This is a genomic window from Novosphingobium sp. CECT 9465, assembly GCF_920987055.1.
GTDB lineage: Bacteria > Pseudomonadota > Alphaproteobacteria > Sphingomonadales > Sphingomonadaceae > Novosphingobium.
Window position 1 is genome coordinate 3,438,414 of the sequence record NZ_CAKLBX010000001.1, and the last position, 14,851, is coordinate 3,453,264.

17 protein-coding genes and 1 tRNA gene are annotated in these 14,851 nt (G+C 63.1%); 6 read left to right on the plus strand and 12 right to left on the minus strand.

Annotated elements, in window-relative coordinates:
- Positions 1–27 precede the first annotated feature (27 nt).
- Positions 28–912, plus strand: coding sequence for a LysR family transcriptional regulator (locus tag LUA85_RS16675; protein WP_231471482.1), 885 nt, complete (start codon positions 28–30; stop codon positions 910–912).
- 29 nt (positions 913–941) lie between these two features.
- Here the strand turns inward: LUA85_RS16675 and LUA85_RS16680 are convergent, their stop codons facing one another.
- The 3 genes from LUA85_RS16680 to cysD are packed head-to-tail and all read right to left on the minus strand — an operon-like array spanning position 942 to position 4,536.
- The gene (locus LUA85_RS16680) at positions 942–1,697 is read right to left on the minus strand and encodes a 3'(2'),5'-bisphosphate nucleotidase CysQ (protein ID WP_305799996.1); all 756 of its coding nucleotides are present in this window, start codon (positions 1,695–1,697) and stop codon (positions 942–944) included.
- Positions 1,698–1,708: 11 nt separating this feature from the next.
- Positions 1,709–3,625 carry a sulfate adenylyltransferase subunit CysN gene (gene cysN, locus LUA85_RS16685; protein WP_231471484.1) on the minus strand — a complete coding sequence of 639 codons (1,917 nt, stop codon included), beginning with the start codon at positions 3,623–3,625 and terminating at the stop codon, positions 1,709–1,711.
- On the minus strand, positions 3,625–4,536 hold the full coding sequence (gene cysD / locus LUA85_RS16690; protein WP_371823699.1) for a sulfate adenylyltransferase subunit CysD: 912 nt from the start codon (positions 4,534–4,536) through the stop codon (positions 3,625–3,627). The genes cysN and cysD overlap by 1 nt, the downstream gene beginning before the upstream one ends.
- 82 nt (positions 4,537–4,618) lie before the next feature.
- Here cysD and LUA85_RS16695 point away from each other — a divergent pair, with 82 nt between their 5' ends.
- Entirely contained in the window at positions 4,619–5,707 is a 1,089-nt protein-coding gene (locus tag LUA85_RS16695; protein WP_231471486.1) for a helix-turn-helix transcriptional regulator, read from the plus strand.
- A 4-nt stretch (positions 5,708–5,711) separates the two neighbouring features.
- Here LUA85_RS16695 and LUA85_RS16700 read toward each other — a convergent pair whose 3' ends face one another.
- The 4 genes from LUA85_RS16700 to LUA85_RS21640 all read right to left on the minus strand — a co-directional run bounded on the left by LUA85_RS16700 (position 5,712) and on the right by LUA85_RS21640 (position 7,087).
- Positions 5,712–6,107: a cupin domain-containing protein gene (locus LUA85_RS16700; protein WP_231471487.1), complete on the minus strand. Its 396-nt coding sequence runs from the start codon at positions 6,105–6,107 to the stop codon at positions 5,712–5,714.
- Between the two features lie 72 nt (positions 6,108–6,179).
- Positions 6,180–6,620 carry a thioredoxin TrxC gene (gene trxC, locus LUA85_RS16705; RefSeq protein WP_231471488.1) on the minus strand — a complete coding sequence of 147 codons (441 nt, stop codon included), beginning with the start codon at positions 6,618–6,620 and terminating at the stop codon, positions 6,180–6,182.
- Between the two features lie 30 nt (positions 6,621–6,650).
- A complete protein-coding gene (locus LUA85_RS16710; RefSeq protein ID WP_231471489.1) occupies positions 6,651–6,962 on the minus strand; it encodes a helix-turn-helix transcriptional regulator in 312 nt (103 codons plus the stop codon).
- Positions 6,959–7,087: a hypothetical protein gene (locus LUA85_RS21640; RefSeq protein WP_256448258.1), complete on the minus strand. Its 129-nt coding sequence runs from the start codon at positions 7,085–7,087 to the stop codon at positions 6,959–6,961. The genes LUA85_RS16710 and LUA85_RS21640 overlap by 4 nt, the downstream gene beginning before the upstream one ends.
- 226 nt (positions 7,088–7,313) lie before the next feature.
- Here LUA85_RS21640 and katG point away from each other — a divergent pair, with 226 nt between their 5' ends.
- Positions 7,314–9,536 (plus strand): catalase/peroxidase HPI, encoded by a 2,223-nt coding sequence (gene katG / locus LUA85_RS16715; protein WP_305799993.1) that lies wholly within the window; start codon positions 7,314–7,316, stop codon positions 9,534–9,536.
- Between the two features lie 135 nt (positions 9,537–9,671).
- On the opposite strand, the gene LUA85_RS16720 is transcribed toward katG, so the two are convergent.
- Positions 9,672–9,748: transfer RNA gene (locus LUA85_RS16720), tRNA-Arg, on the minus strand.
- A gap of 169 nt (positions 9,749–9,917) precedes the next feature.
- Between LUA85_RS16720 and LUA85_RS16725 the strand changes: the two genes are divergently transcribed.
- Positions 9,918–10,304 (plus strand): hypothetical protein, encoded by a 387-nt coding sequence (locus tag LUA85_RS16725; protein ID WP_231471490.1) that lies wholly within the window; start codon positions 9,918–9,920, stop codon positions 10,302–10,304.
- Between the two features lie 12 nt (positions 10,305–10,316).
- Here LUA85_RS16725 and LUA85_RS16730 read toward each other — a convergent pair whose 3' ends face one another.
- Both LUA85_RS16730 and LUA85_RS16735 read right to left on the minus strand, forming a co-directional pair.
- Entirely contained in the window at positions 10,317–10,811 is a 495-nt protein-coding gene (locus LUA85_RS16730; protein WP_231471491.1) for an MmcB family DNA repair protein, read from the minus strand.
- A 41-nt stretch (positions 10,812–10,852) separates the two neighbouring features.
- Positions 10,853–11,425, minus strand: a complete 573-nt coding sequence (locus tag LUA85_RS16735) for a TMEM165/GDT1 family protein (RefSeq protein ID WP_231471915.1) — start codon at positions 11,423–11,425, stop codon at positions 10,853–10,855.
- 302 nt (positions 11,426–11,727) lie between these two features.
- Here LUA85_RS16735 and LUA85_RS16740 point away from each other — a divergent pair, with 302 nt between their 5' ends.
- Both LUA85_RS16740 and LUA85_RS16745 read left to right on the plus strand, forming a co-directional pair.
- The gene (locus tag LUA85_RS16740) at positions 11,728–12,033 is read left to right on the plus strand and encodes a hypothetical protein (RefSeq protein ID WP_231471492.1); all 306 of its coding nucleotides are present in this window, start codon (positions 11,728–11,730) and stop codon (positions 12,031–12,033) included.
- Positions 11,993–13,078, plus strand: coding sequence for an alginate export family protein (locus LUA85_RS16745; RefSeq protein WP_231471493.1), 1,086 nt, complete (start codon positions 11,993–11,995; stop codon positions 13,076–13,078). The genes LUA85_RS16740 and LUA85_RS16745 overlap by 41 nt, the downstream gene beginning before the upstream one ends.
- Here LUA85_RS16745 and LUA85_RS16750 read toward each other — a convergent pair.
- Both LUA85_RS16750 and LUA85_RS16755 read right to left on the minus strand, forming a co-directional pair.
- Complete coding sequence (locus tag LUA85_RS16750) at positions 13,051–13,239, minus strand: DUF1289 domain-containing protein (RefSeq protein WP_231471494.1); 189 nt, start codon at positions 13,237–13,239, stop codon at positions 13,051–13,053. The two genes, LUA85_RS16745 and LUA85_RS16750, sit on opposite strands and share 28 nt — an antisense overlap.
- The gene (locus LUA85_RS16755) at positions 13,236–14,552 is read right to left on the minus strand and encodes a M20/M25/M40 family metallo-hydrolase (protein ID WP_231471495.1); all 1,317 of its coding nucleotides are present in this window, start codon (positions 14,550–14,552) and stop codon (positions 13,236–13,238) included. The genes LUA85_RS16750 and LUA85_RS16755 overlap by 4 nt, the downstream gene beginning before the upstream one ends.
- Positions 14,553–14,851: the final 299 nt, after the last annotated feature.

The window sequence follows — 14,851 nt, forward strand, 5'->3', positions numbered from 1 at the left end:
TTGCCCAATCGCTGTGCAGGAATCCATGTGCTGACATCCGATCAACTGCTCGTCTTCCTCAGCATCATGCGCGAGGGCAATACCGTGGGCGCGGCGCGGCGGCTGGGGCTGGATCACAGCACCGTATCGCGGCGGCTTTCCGCACTTGAACGGGCGCTGGGCACCCGATTGTTCGACCGATCCCCGCGCGGGCTTGCCCCGACACCGGCGGCCACCGCGCTGATCGGCCATGCCGAGCGCGTCGAGAGTGAACTGCTGCTTGCCACGGCCAGCGTCGGCCAGCGCGATACGCGCGTATCCGGCACGGTCCGGCTGGCCACGCCCGAAATCTTCGGCACCTATCTTGTTGCACCGCACGTTGCCGAGTTGCGCACGCGCCATCCCGGACTGACACTGGAACTCGTGCCCGAAACCCGAACCGTCAGCCTGTCAAAGCGCGAGGCCGACATCGCGATCACTATCCGCCAGCCGCCCCGTGGCAGGCTGGTGGGCCGCAAGCTGGTCGATTACCGGCTCGGCCTATATGCCGCGCGCGACTATCTGGACCGGCGGCCTGCTATCACCAGCCGGGCCGATCTGAACGCGCACGATTTCGTGTCCTATGTGGATGAACTGCTCGATTTCCCCGAATTGCTTTCGCTCAACCAGGCCAAGGTCGGGGGAAGCACGGTGTTCCGTTCCAGTTCCAGCGCGGCGCAGCAATCCGCGGTGGCGGCAGGCGCCGGCATCGGCATGCTTCACTTGTTGTGTGCAGCAGACGATGACCGGATCGAACGTGTCCTGCCCGATGAAATAGAGGACCGGCGCACGTACTGGATGGTGCTCCACGCCGATCTCCAGCGCGTACCGCGTATACGCGCGGTCATCGATTTCCTCGATGACCTCGTGCACCGCCTGCAATCGCGCTTCTGAAGGCGCTCACCGTATTCAGGCGCGGCGCTTCAGCTTCCCGCAGGCGCCGCGTCGACCTGCGCGATCAGGGCAAGCACCTGCTGGGCGTGTTCCTTGCGGCAGATCAGCAGGTCGGGCAGATAGACGTCGGCGTTGTTGTAGGTCAGTGGGCTGCCATCGATGCGCGAACAGTGCAGGCCATGCGCTGCCGCCACCGCAACCGGGGCCATGCTGTCCCATTCGTACTGGCCGCCCGAATGAAGGTAGATGTCCGCCTGCCCCAGGATGACGGCCATTGCCTTGGCCCCCGCCGAACCCATCGGCACCAGTTCTGCGCCGAGCATTTCCGCCACCGCCACGGCTTCCCGTGCGGGACGGGTGCGCGATACGACCATGCGCAATTGCGCTGGCGCTGGCGGCAGGGCCACCGGCTCGTCAGACCGCAGCACGATGCCGCCATCCAGACCGGGCAGGGCGACCGCACCGATTGCTGGCTGGCCGTCGATGGCAAGGCCCACATGAACGGCCCAGTCAGCCCGCGCCTCACCATATTCGCGCGTACCGTCAACCGGATCGACGACCCACACCCGGCTCATGGAGAGACGTTCGGCGTTGTCCTTTTCCTCTTCGGAAAGAAGGCCGTCCGCAGCGCGCACCTCACGCAGCGCGTGGACGAGGAAGACATTGGCGGTCTGGTCTCCCGCCTTGCCCAGCGCCTTGGGAGCGAACACGCCGGATTCGCGCACTTCGATCAGGATGCGCCCGGCCACGACGGCGAGGTGGGCCGCAAGGGCGGCGTCGGTCATCTCCGCAGCGCTCATGGAATCAGCCTTTCAACGATCATATCGGCCGCCTGTTCGGCGGTCATGCCGGTGGTGTCGATGTGGATCTCAGGATCCTCAGGCGGTTCGTAGGGGCTGTCGATCCCGGTGAAATTCTTGAGATCGCCCGCGCGGGCTTTCTTGTAGAGACCTTTCACGTCGCGCTTTTCAGCCTCGTCCAGCGGGGTATCGATGAACACCTCGATGAATTCGCCGGGCTGCATCATCTTGCGCACCATGTCGCGCTCCGAACGGAAGGGCGAGATGAAGGCGGTGAGCACGATCAGGCCCGCATCGGTCATCAACCTGGCAACCTCGCCCACGCGCCGGATGTTCTCCACGCGATCGGCATCGGTAAAGCCCAGGTCCTTGTTCAGCCCGTGGCGCACGTTGTCGCCGTCGAGCAGGAAGGTGTGGCGGTTCATCCGCGCCAGCTTCTTTTCGACAAGGTTGGCGATGGTCGATTTGCCCGCGCCCGAAAGGCCCGTGAGCCAGAGCACGACCGGCTTCTGGTTCTTGAGGTTGGCGTGGAATTCGCGGGTGACGTCGGTCGCCTGCCAATGCACGTTGTCCGAACGGCGCAGGCTGAAGTGCAGCATGCCTGCCGCCACCGTGGCATTGGTGATCTTGTCGATCAGGATGAAGCCGCCCAGCGTACGGCTCTTGTCATAAGGCTCGAACACGATCGGCTTGTCGGTGGAAAGGTTCGCAACGCCGATGGCGTTCAGTTCCAGCGTCTTTGCCGCCAGCCGCTCCATCGTATTGACGTTGACCTGGTACTTGGGCTGCTGGATGCTGGCGGTGACCGTCTGAGTGCCCAGCTTCAGCCAGTAGGAGCGGCCGGGAAGCATTTCCTCGTCGGCGAGCCAGACCAGCGTCGTTTCGAACTGGTCGGCCACCTGCGGGGGATTGTCGGTTACGGCAATCACGTCGCCACGCGAACAATCGACCTCGTCAGCAAGGCACAGGGTGACCGACTGTCCGGCCACGGCTTGCGGCAAGTCTTCGCCCAGGGTTACGATGCGGGTGATCGTGCTGGTCTTGCCCGAAGGCAGGACCCGGATGGCATCGCCGGGCTTGACGCTGCCCGTGGCGATCAAACCGGAGAAGCCCCGGAAATCAAGGTTGGGACGGTTGACCCACTGCACCGGCATGCGAAACGGCTTGTCCGCATCGACCGATGACAGGACTTCGACCGTTTCGAGATGTTCGACCAGCGTGGATCCGGTGTACCAGGGCGTGTTAGCTGACCGCGTGGTGATGTTGTCACCCTTGAAGCCGGAAATCGGCATCGCGGTGAAGCTTTCGATCCCGATCGAGCGGGCGAATTCCGTATAGTCCTCGACGATGGCATCAAAGGTGGACTGGTCGTAATCGACGAGATCCATCTTGTTGACCGCCAGCACGATGTTGCGGATGCCGATCAGGTGGCACAAGTAGGAATGGCGGCGCGTTTGCACCAGCACACCCTTGCGCGCATCGATCAGGATCACCGCAAGATCGGCGGTGGAGGCGCCGGTCACCATGTTGCGGGTGTACTGTTCGTGGCCGGGGCAATCGGCAACGATGAACTTGCGCTTTTCGGTGTTGAAGAAGCGATAGGCGACATCGATGGTGATGCCCTGTTCGCGTTCGGCGGCAAGGCCGTCGACCAGCAACGCGAAATCGATGTCCTGCCCCTGCGTGCCGACTTTCTTGCTATCGCTTTCCAGCGCGGCGAGCTGGTCTTCGAAGATCATCTTCGAATCATACAGCAGGCGGCCGATCAGCGTGGATTTGCCATCGTCCACCGACCCGCAGGTGATGAAGCGCAGCATGGTCTTGTGCTGGTGCTGGTCAAGATAGGCGTCGATATCCTCGGCGATGAGCGCTTCGGTGACGTAGATCGGATCGGTGGTGGTGGTGTCCGACATCAGAAGTACCCCTGCTGCTTCTTGACTTCCATGCCGGCACCGCCAGCATCCTTGTCGATGGCGCGCCCCTGGCGCTCGCTGGTGGTGGTGAGCAGCGTTTCCTGGATCACTTCAGGCAGCGTCTTGGCCGTGCTTTCGACAGCGCCGGTCAGCGGATAGCAGCCCAGTGTGCGGAAACGGATCGAGCGCATCACCGGCTCTTCGCCCGGCAGCAGCGGGAAGCGTTCGTCATCGACCATCAGCAGCATGCCGTCACGCTCCACGGTGGGCCGTTCGTCCGCGAAATAGAGCGGGACGATCGGCACATCGTTGAGATGGATGTACTGCCAGATATCCAGCTCGGTCCAGTTCGAGATCGGGAAGACGCGGATCGATTCGCCTTTGCTCTTGCGGGCGTTATACAGATTCCACAGTTCGGGCCGCTGGTTCTTGGGGTCCCAGCCGTGGCTGGCGGTGCGGAACGAGAAGATGCGCTCCTTGGCGCGGCTCTTTTCCTCATCACGCCGCGCGCCGCCGAAGGCCGCGTCGAAACCGTAGAGGTTGAGCGCCTGCTTGAGGCCCTCGGTCTTCCACATATCAGTGTGGAGCGCGCCGTGATCGAACGGATTGATGCCGCGTTCTGCCGCTTCGGGGTTCTGGTAGACCAGCAGGTCCATCCCGCTTTCGATCGCCATCCGATCGCGCAGCTTGTACATTTCCTTGAACTTCCACGTGGTGTCGACGTGAAGCAGCGGGAATGGCGGGGGCGAGGGGTAGAACGCCTTGCGCGCCAGATGCAGCATGACCGCGCTGTCCTTGCCCACTGAATAGAGCATGACGGGGTTTTCGGCCTCTGCCACCACTTCGCGCAGGATGTGAATGCTTTCCGCCTCTAGCCGTTCGAGGTGAGTCAAGTTTTGTTTATCAGGCACGGGTCTCTCCCTGTTCGAAAACTGATTGCCAGAAAGCATGAGAGGCTGGACCTCCCAAATGGGATGATGCTAGACAATTTTGATGAGGCTTGATGATGGCGACCTTTTGAAGTCCCTGCACGAGGGCCTGTTCGAACAGCCGCTATGGTCCACGTTCCTCGACCGCCTGCGCACCCGCGCCCGCACGCAGCACGCCACGCTGATCTTCCGCGCGATGGACGAGGCGGTGCCGATCGAACTTTATTCGGGCGAACGGATGTCGCCGCAACTGCGCAAGCTGCTTATCGAAAGCCTTGCCCATGATCCGCTGCCCTATCGCACCATGCGCGAAGGGCGGGTGTACGACCTTGACGAACTGATCGATCCGGCAAACCCCGAACACCGCGCGTTCCGCAAGGGCACCATCGACCAGTTTGGCGTAAGCATGGTCCGCATGGTGCGGGTGACCGAACCCGGCGGCGTGGACGCCTGGCTGAGCTGTGCAGGCGGACGGTCGTCCGGCGCTGCGGTGAGCAACCTGATCGCCGCTCTGGTCCCGCATCTGCGGATCGCGATGCGCACGTTCGTCGCCATGGAGCGCGAGCGCTTCCGTTCGGCGGTGAACACCGATGCGATCCGCCGCTTGAACTTCGGCTGGCTGACGCTGGATGCGCGCTGCCGGATCGTCGACATGACCCCGCATCTTGAGCTGATGTTCCAGCGATCGGGCGTACTTCGGCGTGGCCGCTATGACCGCCTGACCCCGGCGTCGCCAGCGATCGACCGGGAACTGACCGCCCTGATCAAGACCTTCGCGCAGGATCCCGATGCCCGCCCGCGCGCCATCAATCTCAGCCGCGATCCCCTGATCGACATCCTCGTCAGGCCGATCCAGAACCGTTCGGTATCTTCACCGACACCGCCGATTGCCATTGCCTATATCAGCGGCGACCGAATTTCGCAGGCCGATCGCTGCGACCAGCTGGTCGACCTGTTCGGACTGCTGCCCAGCGAAGCACGGCTGGCGTGGGCCATCGCGCAAGGGCGATCCATCGCCGAAGCTGCGGAAGAGCTTGGTCTATCGATCGAGACGGCGCGCAACTATTCCAAGAAAATCTATGCCAAGACCGGTGCCAGCCGGCAGGCCGAACTGGTGCGGATCATCCTGACAAGTGTGCTGGCGATGGCCTGATCGATCACTCGGTGGTCTTGCCGTCGAAATGTTCGTGCGCGGCAGCGGCTTGCGCGCAAGTGGCATGGACCGTGCCGTCGATATGTTCGGGCGGGCCGTAGATCGTGTAAAGGCGCAAAGGTTCGGTGCCGGTGCTGATCACGTTGTGGCGCGCGCCCTGGGGCACGATGATGCCGTCGTCCGCCTTGACCTTGTGGCATGTGCCATCGATCCACACTTCACCCGTGCCGCCTTCAATGCGGAAAAACTGGTCGCGGTCGTCATGAACTTCCTCGCCAATTTCGTCACCTGGCTGGATCGCCATGAGCACTAGCTGGAGGTTATGGCCGGTGTAGAGAACACGGCGGAAGTCATTGTTCTCCTCGGTAAGCTGCTCGATGTTCGCAACATAGCCTTGCATCGCATGATCTCCGTTCTGTCCCGGCATCATAGACCCGCTTTTGCAAAATCCCATGGTTTCCTGCACACAATCTCAACCGGTCAAGGCCTGCCTCGTCCAGTTGACGATGGCGCTCGCCGGCATTGCGCCCGATTGCCGCGCGCGTTCCTTGCCGCCCGCAAACAGGATCATGGTCGGGATCGACCGGATGGCAAAGCGCGCGGCGATCCCCTGCTCCGCCTCGGTATCGATCTTGCCCAGTCGGACATGCGGTTCAAGCTGCGCGGCGGCAGCTTCGAAGGCCGGAGCCATCTGGCGGCACGGACCGCACCACGATGCCCAGAAATCGACGAGCAGCGGAATGCCGCTCCTGGCAAGGTGCGCGTCGAAATTGCGCGCGTCCAGTGTAACCGGATGGCCATCGAACAGGGCGCCACCGCATCGCCCGCACGTACCGCCCGCCGCCAGTCTCTCACGCGGGACGCGGTTGGTAGTGGTACAGGCGGGGCATACGACGAGGACTGGATCGGACACGGCTGCTTTCCGGCGCTTGAGAGGTGGAAGCTATGGAGCGACGACGGGACACAATTCGCACAGCGTGTGAATGACGCCGCGCACAATCGGATCGTTCAGGCTGTAGAATCGGGTCTGCGCTTCGCCACGGATGGTGACGACGCCCTCTTCGCGCAGAAGCGCGAGATGTTGCGAAACCGAAGATTGGGACAGGCCGGTGAGTTCCACCAACTCAGTAACCGATACTTCGCCTTCATCCATCCGGCACAGCATCAGCAAGCGCTCAGGATGGCTCATCAGTTTGAGGCGGCCCGACATTATCGCCGCGTTGGCCTTGAGTTCGGTAAGGTCGATCGGCTTCATGGCAAGGATTCCGGCGTGGGCGATTGGGATCGTACGAGAACATCGAGACTGTCGGCATAACCGGCGCGGGCATGAAGGTCGAGATTACAAGTGAATTCCTCGACATATCCGGTCGACCGGAACAAAGGTAAACGCATATTCCCGCGCAAATGGCTTTCACCCGTGTCCCGGAGGATGCAATTCGGGCTGGCACATGCCGCACCGCAATATCGCAAACATTGCTGAATTTTGGCAAACTGAATGTCAGAGGCGATTACTGTGATGGGGGAAACCCGTTGGGAAACGAAGTTTGATTGATCTAGCCGATTGTAACGCCCGATCACGTTCGGGAACAGCAGGAGGAGAGATATCATGATATTCAGAAGGATCGCATCGGTCGCGCTAATGGCGGCGGCCTCGCCCCTCGCGCTGGTCGGCCCCGCGCATGCAGACGCCGTCACCGACAGCCCCATGGTCGCCAAGGAGTGGTGGCCAAAGAGCCTCGACCTGACCGCTTTGCGCCAGAACGAGGCGCGGTCCAATCCCTATGGTCCTGACTTCGATTACGCCAGAGAGTTCGCCTCGCTCGATCTCGACGCGGTAAAGGCCGATATCCGCAAGGTGCTGACCACATCACAGCCCTGGTGGCCCGCCGATTATGGCCACTACGGACCGTTCTTCATTCGCATGGCATGGCACAGCGCAGGCACCTATCGCACCGGCGACGGGCGTGGCGGCTCGGATGGTGGCGAACAGCGGTTCGAGCCGCTCAATTCCTGGCCCGACAACGTCAGCCTCGACAAGGCGCGCCGTCTGGTCTGGCCGATCAAGCAGAAGTACGGCCGCAAGCTTTCGTGGGGCGATCTGATGGTGCTTTCGGGCAATGTCGCCATGGAAGACATGGGCTTCAAGACGCTGGGTTTCGCCGGTGGCCGCGTTGACGCCTGGCAGCCGGATCTGGTCTTCTGGGGTCCCGAAGCCAAGATGCTGGATGACAAGCGGCGCGATGCCAAGGGCAACCTCAAAGGCGGGCTGGCGGCAACGCAGATGGGCCTGATCTATGTAAATCCCGAAGGCCCGAACGGCGTGCCCGATCCGCTGGCCGCCGCCAATGACATCCGCCGCGCGTTTGGTGCGATGGCGATGAATGACGAAGAAACCGCTGCACTGATCGCGGGCGGCCACACTTTCGGCAAGGCGCACGGCGCGCACAAGCCGGAGGAATGCCTTGCCGGTGATCCGGGCATGGGGAAGATCGAACAGCAGGGTCTTGGCTGGGCCAACAAGTGCGGCAAGGGCAATGCCGAAGATACGATCACCAGCGGTCTTGAAGGCGCATGGTCGGCCAATCCGATTGCCTTCACCACGCAGTATCTCGACAACCTCTATGGCTTCGAATGGGTGAAGACCAAAAGCCCGGCAGGCGCGACGCAGTGGATTCCCAAGGATGCTTCTGCCGCAACGCTGGTGCCCGATGCCCATCGCCCTGACGTGCGCCACGCGCCGATCATGTTCACCACCGACATTGCGATGCGCGAAGATCCCGGCTTCCGCAAGGTAACGCTGGGCTGGAAGAACAACCCGCAGGCGTTCGCCGATGCCTTTGCCCGTGCGTGGTTCAAACTGACTCACCGCGACATGGGACCGCAGGCGCGCTATCTCGGCAAGGACGTGCCGACAGTGACGCTGACCTGGCAGGACCCGTTGCCCAAGGCCGACTATGCAGCAATCGACGCGGGCGACGTGGCGCAACTCAAGAACAGCATCGCGTCATCGGGGTTGACCACCGCAGAACTGGTACGGACGGCATGGGCTTCTGCATCGACCTTCCGCGCCACCGACATGCGCGGCGGGGCCAACGGCGCGCGGCTTCGTCTTGCGCCGCAAAAGGACTGGGCGGTCAACGATCCCGCCGAAGTGGCCAAAGTGACGACAAAGCTCGACGCCATCCGCGCCGCGTTCAACAAGAACGCGAAGGGCGGCAGGAAAGTCAGCCTTGCCGACCTGATCGTGCTGGGCGGTAATGTTGCCATCGAACAGGCAGCAAAGGCGGCAGGGCATAACGTGACCGTCCCGTTCACGCCGGGCCGGGTGGATGCCACGCAGGCACAGACCGATGTCGAATCGTTCAATTACCTTCAGCCCAAGGCCGATGGCTTCCGCAATTTCCATGCAGCGGATGCCAACAGCGGCCCTGCCGAGGCGCTGATCGACAAGGCCGACCTGTTGGGCCTGACCGTACCTGAAACCACCGTGCTGGTGGGCGGGATGCGCGTTCTGGGCGCCAACGCAGGCGGTTCTGCCGCCGGCGTGTTCACCAGCCGTCCGGGAGCACTGACCACCGATTTCTTCACCAACCTGCTGTCGATGGACACGGTATGGGCCAAATCGGCAGCCAACCCGGCACTCTACGAAGGCAGGGATCGCGCGAGCGGTGCGATGAAATGGACGGCCACCCCGGTCGATCTGGTGTTCGGCTCCAACTCCGAACTGCGCGCCGTGGCAGAAGTCTACGCATCGAACGATGCCAACGAGAAATTCGTGGCCGACTTCGTAGCCGCGTGGACAAAGGTGATGAACGCCGACCGCTTCTGAGCGATGGAAAAATGCGCGGCGGCGGGGCCGATGCCCTGCCGCCGCTGTCCTGCAACGGACACGGGCCACACGGCTGAACGCCACGTGGACCAAAAACCATCTCCAGATGCGGGTTTTCCGACAATTTTGGGAAATTGGTGCACCCGACAGGATTCGAACCTGTGACCCCTGCCTTCGGAGGGCAGTACTCTATCCAGCTGAGCTACGGGTGCCAGAGCCGGAGAGCCACCTAGCAGCGCCTTGGCGCGGTTGCCAGCGATTTTGTCGCCTGGAATCGGTCATGCCCCGAAAGGCCCGTTTCGGGTTTTTAGCGATTTGGTAGGCGGCGCGCGGGTAGTCGTGCGATTCATGCAGCAACCCTTTTCCAACCGCGGTGATTCGATGCGACCGGCCCGACCGCCGAAGGCCGGTCAGCCGGACTTCGGCAATGCTGCGGGCAATGCGATGTCGATGACATGGGCGGCGCTGCATGATGCGGCAGCGGTGGTTTCGACGCTGGCGGGATTGCAACCCGAAATGCGCAAGCCCGAAATTCGCAATTTCCCGGCGATCATGCGCGATACCGGGGGATGGCGCTATGAGCTGGCAAAGCAGGGCGTGGATGATCTGTCTTCGTTCATGGAGCCGGGGCTTGCGGCGCTGCTGGCGGTTTCGGCACGTGGGGTATCACCCGTGCCCGCAGCTTTGGCTTTGTGGCAGGAGTTCGTTACCACGCGGGCCGCACTGCTCGCGCTGATTCCGCCGCTGGGAATCAAGCGTCGGCCCTGACCGCCGCAACGCCTATTGCGCACCCCATGCCGCACAATGCGGATCGATGCCCACCAGTTGCCGCCGCAGTGATGCGCGCGCCAAACGCTCCACTTCGGCCTTTCGTCTTGCCGCTGCCAACGGAATGGTGGGCGCCGGACGCAGGATTTCGGCGTCATAACCATCGGCAACGATTACCCCGCAGGCATGGGGCAGGAAATCCTCGGTTTCCAGAACGGCACGGTCGAGATGCGGGGCAAGGCCCCAGTAGAACCGGTCACAATGATCGAGGTAGTCGGTCCACTTGCCATCCCCAAGCAGATCGGCGCGGGAAACCTTGATCTCCACGATCACGACCTGCCCCTTGGCATCGATACCCATAAGATCGGCGCGACGGTTCGAGCGGAGCGGCATTTCCGGCAGGCACCAGATATCGTTGCGCGCGAACAGGCGGCAAATGCCACGCGCGACGGCACGGGATTCCCGCTCGATCGCAGCTTCGGCAATGGCATTTACTGATTCGGTCATGCTGCATAATTAGGAACAAACACCGAACAGGTAAAGCGGCTTCACCAGATTCCAAGTGTCTGGATGAACAGCGCCACCCCGGTTGCCACCAGCAGCGCCGCCGCGATCATCCGCACAACGTCGAGCGGCACGCGCTTGATCAGCTCGTTGCCGAGGAACACCGCCGGTACATTGGCGATCATCATGCCCAGCGTGGTGCCGACGGTGACCGCCAGTGCATCGTTGAAGCGCGCGCCCAGGGCGATCGTAGCGATCTGCGTCTTGTCACCCATCTCGACGATGAAGAACGCGACCAGCGTGGTCAGGAACGGACCGTAGCGCGAAGGCCTGGGCGCATCGTCATCATCCAGCTTGTCGGGCACCAGCGTCCACAGTCCCATTGCGACAAAGCCCACGGCCACGGCAAAGCGAAACCAGATGTCATCGAGGAACGCTGCGGCGGTCGCCCCCAGCAAGGCCGCGAGAAAATGATTGGCAAGGGTGGCGAACAGGATGCCCAGCACGATCGGCAGCGGCTTCCTGAAGCGGGTAGCCAGCACGATGGCGAGCAATTGCGTCTTGTCGCCAACTTCGGCAAGCGCGACGATGGCGGTGGAGGTGGTCAGGGCTTCCAGCATGGCAGGTTCTCTAGGGGCCGGGCGGAAGCTGAGACAACGACGGCAGATCTCCCCGCCCGGCCCGGACGAAAAGCTGCCGTCATTGGTCTCGCCCGGCGGGACAGTCCCGCCGCCTGCGCCACGGCCTCTCGGCCAAGCATGTTGACGCGCCATCGTGACGATGGATGGGACCGCAGGCTTTGCGGTGGCTACTCCCCAAGTGACGTTGCGGCCCCGATAGTCCGGTCTGGCAATTGCCGCAAGTGCGCGCTAGGCGACGGCCCGCACGCTACCCGTCAAAGCGGTGCGCAAGGAGGCCCATGTCCATATCCCGCGCCATTGCCGGTCTTGTATTGTGCCTCGCCCCGTCCGTCGCGCTTGCCGATGACGGGCCATTGTCGATTGCGGCCTCAGCCCGCTTGCGGGTCGAATCCATCGACGGGCAGTTTCGTCCGAACGCGCCGTCGAACGACACGATGGTCTCGCTCAAGACCACGCTTGAGGCCGAATATGACGCAGGCTCGGTGCGCTTTGGCGCGGAACTGTGGGATGCGCGGGCGTGGGGGCAGGACGTGGGGGCAGGACGTGGCGTCCTCTGCGGGCACTGCCGAAATCAACGCGCTTGAGCTTGTCCAGGCCAATGTGAAGGTGGAACTGGGCAACAGGACCGCAGGCGGGTACGGGCTGCTGACGGCGGGGCGTTTCACGCTTGACCTTGGCGGGCGGCGGCTGGTTTCGCGCCAGCGTTTCCGCAACACGACCAACGCCTTTACCGGCGCGCATCTTGGCTGGGCAGCCAGCGGTGGGCAGAAGATCGATGTGGTCTGGGCGATGCCGCATGTGCGCCTGCCCGAAGATGCGGCGGGGGTACGCGCTGATCGGGTGCAGTGGGATCGCGAAAGCACCGATCTGATGTTTTTCGGCGCACACGGCAGCCTGCCGCGCGTCGCCGGGGGTGTGCTTCAGCCTTATGCCTTCGGCCTGATCGAGCATGACAGCGCGGGCCGCCTGACGCGCAATCGACGGCTGGCCACGATTGGCGCGCGCCTGTTCCGTGCGCCTGCGGCAGGCCAGTGGGACCATGATATCGAGGCAGCATATCAGTTCGGCAAGGCGCGGCGATCGACTGCCGTGGCCGATGCAACCGATCTCGATGTATCCGCATGGCTGCTTCACGGCGAACTGGGCCACACGCTGACTGCGCCGTGGAAGCCGCGCATCGTGGCAATGTTCGATGCGGCGAGCGGCGACGGCGGCAAGGCCGGGCGCTATTCCCGGTTCGATACGCTCTATGGCGCGCGCCGGTTCGAGTTTGGACCGAACGGGCTTTACGGACCGTTCAGCCGCGCGAACATCGTATCGCCATCGGTCCGGCTGGAAGTTGCACCATCGAAGCGTACCGATGGTTTCGTGGCGTGGCGCAGCGCCTGGGCGCAGAATGTGCGCGACAGCTTTGCCGCGACCGGAGTGCGCGACGCGAGCGGTGCCTCAAGTCGGCTGGCAGGCCACCAGATCGAGGCGCGGGTGCGACACTGGATCGTGCCGGGACTGCTCCAGGTCGATGCCGGCGGGGCAGTGCTGATAAAGCGAGGGTTGCTGCGCGATGCGCCTAATGCGCCTGCCACCGGGAATGCGCGCTATGGCTATGTGGATGTGCTGCTGACGCTTTGACGCTGCGCGATCCGGGCAAGGATCGCGCGCTTTTCGGCGGCGCTGGCACCAGACCATGCCGCGATTTCATCAAGCCTACGCGCGCAGCCCCGGCACACCTGCGTAACCGGATGGATCACGCAGACCTTGTTGCACGGGCTGGGTGGATGGGCGTCGATCACCTGGACGCGAGCGCTTTTTCAGCGGCAAGGCGGCTCATCAGCAGGGCGGCGCGCTTGGCCTGCGTCCAAAGACTGGGCACGTCCACCATTTCTGCGGGCGAATGATCGCCGGTTGAATGCGGACCAAGACCGACCAGACCATCGATATGGGCGGCAACGAAACTGATATCGCCAGCACCCCGCTTCATCGGATCGAGCGGTTGCATCTGCGGCAGGCCCAGCGTGGCGTTCACCGCGTTAAGCCGTGCCAGCAACGCCTTGTTGCCATCGGTCGGCGCCATCGGCGGATAGCCTTCGCTGAATTCAATCCTTGCCGAAGTGACACCGGGGAACTTGCGCGCGACGATGGCTTCCATCTTGCGCATCGCCGCTGCGTTCTGTTCGGGCGAAAGGGTGCGCAGATCGCCCCGCGCCACGGCTTTTCCCGCGATGATGTTGGTCTTTCCCGAAGCCGAGACGTGGGCGTTGTCGTCCCCCACTTCGGCTTCCGCCCCGCCCGCGATCAGGCCGACATTGAGCGTGAGATAGGGTTCGGGCAATTCATCGCGCAGCGCGGTGACCATGCGCGCAGCGGCATAGATCGCGCCATCGCCTGCGCGCTCGCTCCACACGCCGCTGGAATGGCCCGATTCCGCATCGACCGTCAGCGTCCAGCTTTGCGAGGAGCGGCGCGCAATCGATCCCATGTCCTTGCCATCCTCGCGGCTGAGGCCCTCGAAATCGAGCGCGACATGCGCGGCCTTTGCCGCCGCTACCAGATCGGCGCGGGCAACTTTCACCGGATGGCCCGCCTCTTCCTCGTCGCCGGTCAGGAAAACCTCGATGTTCGCACCCTTCAGCGTTCCCGCCGCCTGCATCGCGCGCAGGGCCGCCACGATCACCGCGATGCCGCCCTTGTCATCGCCTACGCCCGGCCCTTTGGCCTTGTCCCCTTCAAGGACAAAGCGCTGGAACGGCGAATCGGGTTCGAACACCGTATCGAGGTGGCCGATCAGCAGGAGCTTCTTCGCGTCCTTGCGGCCCTTGTGCGTCAGCACGAGATGCCCCGCCCGGCCGGTCTGCTCCATCGGTATCCAGCGCGCGGCAAAGCCCAGCGCGGCAAATTCGGGGATCACGATATCGCGCACCTTGCGCACACCATCGCTGTTGCGGCTGCCCGAATTCTGGTTGACCATCGTCTCAAGCAGTTTCAGCGTGCGCGCCTGTTCGGCATCGATCGTGGCGATCATCACGCTTTCAGGCTGCGATGGCGCGGCCTGTGCGCTGCTGGCCACCACGGCAAGGCCCGCCAGAACTCCGAACATCACGCGCATCGATCACTCCTTCTGCCCCCACGTTGGCGGTGCGTTGCCACGCTGGCAACGTCCTTTTGCCGGAATTTCCTTGCTTTATCGCCACCCTTCGCCTATGTGCGGCGCAGCAAGACCGGCGGCGGGCATCCGCTGCAATCCGGGTGCTGGCGTGAGAGCCCGCTGAAAGGCGAAGGTTCCGCCCCGGACGAACGGTTCTTGCCCCGCCCGCTTCCCCTTTCACGCATGGGTCGCACGATCGACCCCGCGCGTCTCCTGATTACAGGTTGGTGCGCATAGCGAACCAAACCCGCACGTCGGCC

Bases quoted from the DNA above. Each gene is read 5' to 3' on its own strand.
- LUA85_RS16680 (WP_305799996.1), bottom strand. From the start codon at position 1,697: ATGACCGACGCCGCCCTTGCGGCCCACCTCGCCGTCGTGGCCGGGCGC.
- cysN (WP_231471484.1), bottom strand. From the start codon at position 3,625: ATGTCGGACACCACCACCACCGATCCGATCTACGTCACCGAAGCGCTC.
- LUA85_RS16695 (WP_231471486.1), top strand. From the start codon at position 4,619: ATGAGGCTTGATGATGGCGACCTTTTGAAGTCCCTGCACGAGGGCCTG.
- LUA85_RS16700 (WP_231471487.1), bottom strand. From the start codon at position 6,107: ATGCAAGGCTATGTTGCGAACATCGAGCAGCTTACCGAGGAGAACAAT.
- LUA85_RS16710 (WP_231471489.1), bottom strand. From the start codon at position 6,962: ATGAAGCCGATCGACCTTACCGAACTCAAGGCCAACGCGGCGATAATG.
- katG (WP_305799993.1), top strand. From the start codon at position 7,314: ATGATATTCAGAAGGATCGCATCGGTCGCGCTAATGGCGGCGGCCTCG.
- LUA85_RS16725 (WP_231471490.1), top strand. From the start codon at position 9,918: ATGCGACCGGCCCGACCGCCGAAGGCCGGTCAGCCGGACTTCGGCAAT.
- LUA85_RS16730 (WP_231471491.1), bottom strand. From the start codon at position 10,811: ATGACCGAATCAGTAAATGCCATTGCCGAAGCTGCGATCGAGCGGGAA.
- LUA85_RS16740 (WP_231471492.1), top strand. From the start codon at position 11,728: ATGTCCATATCCCGCGCCATTGCCGGTCTTGTATTGTGCCTCGCCCCG.
- LUA85_RS16755 (WP_231471495.1), bottom strand. From the start codon at position 14,552: ATGCGCGTGATGTTCGGAGTTCTGGCGGGCCTTGCCGTGGTGGCCAGC.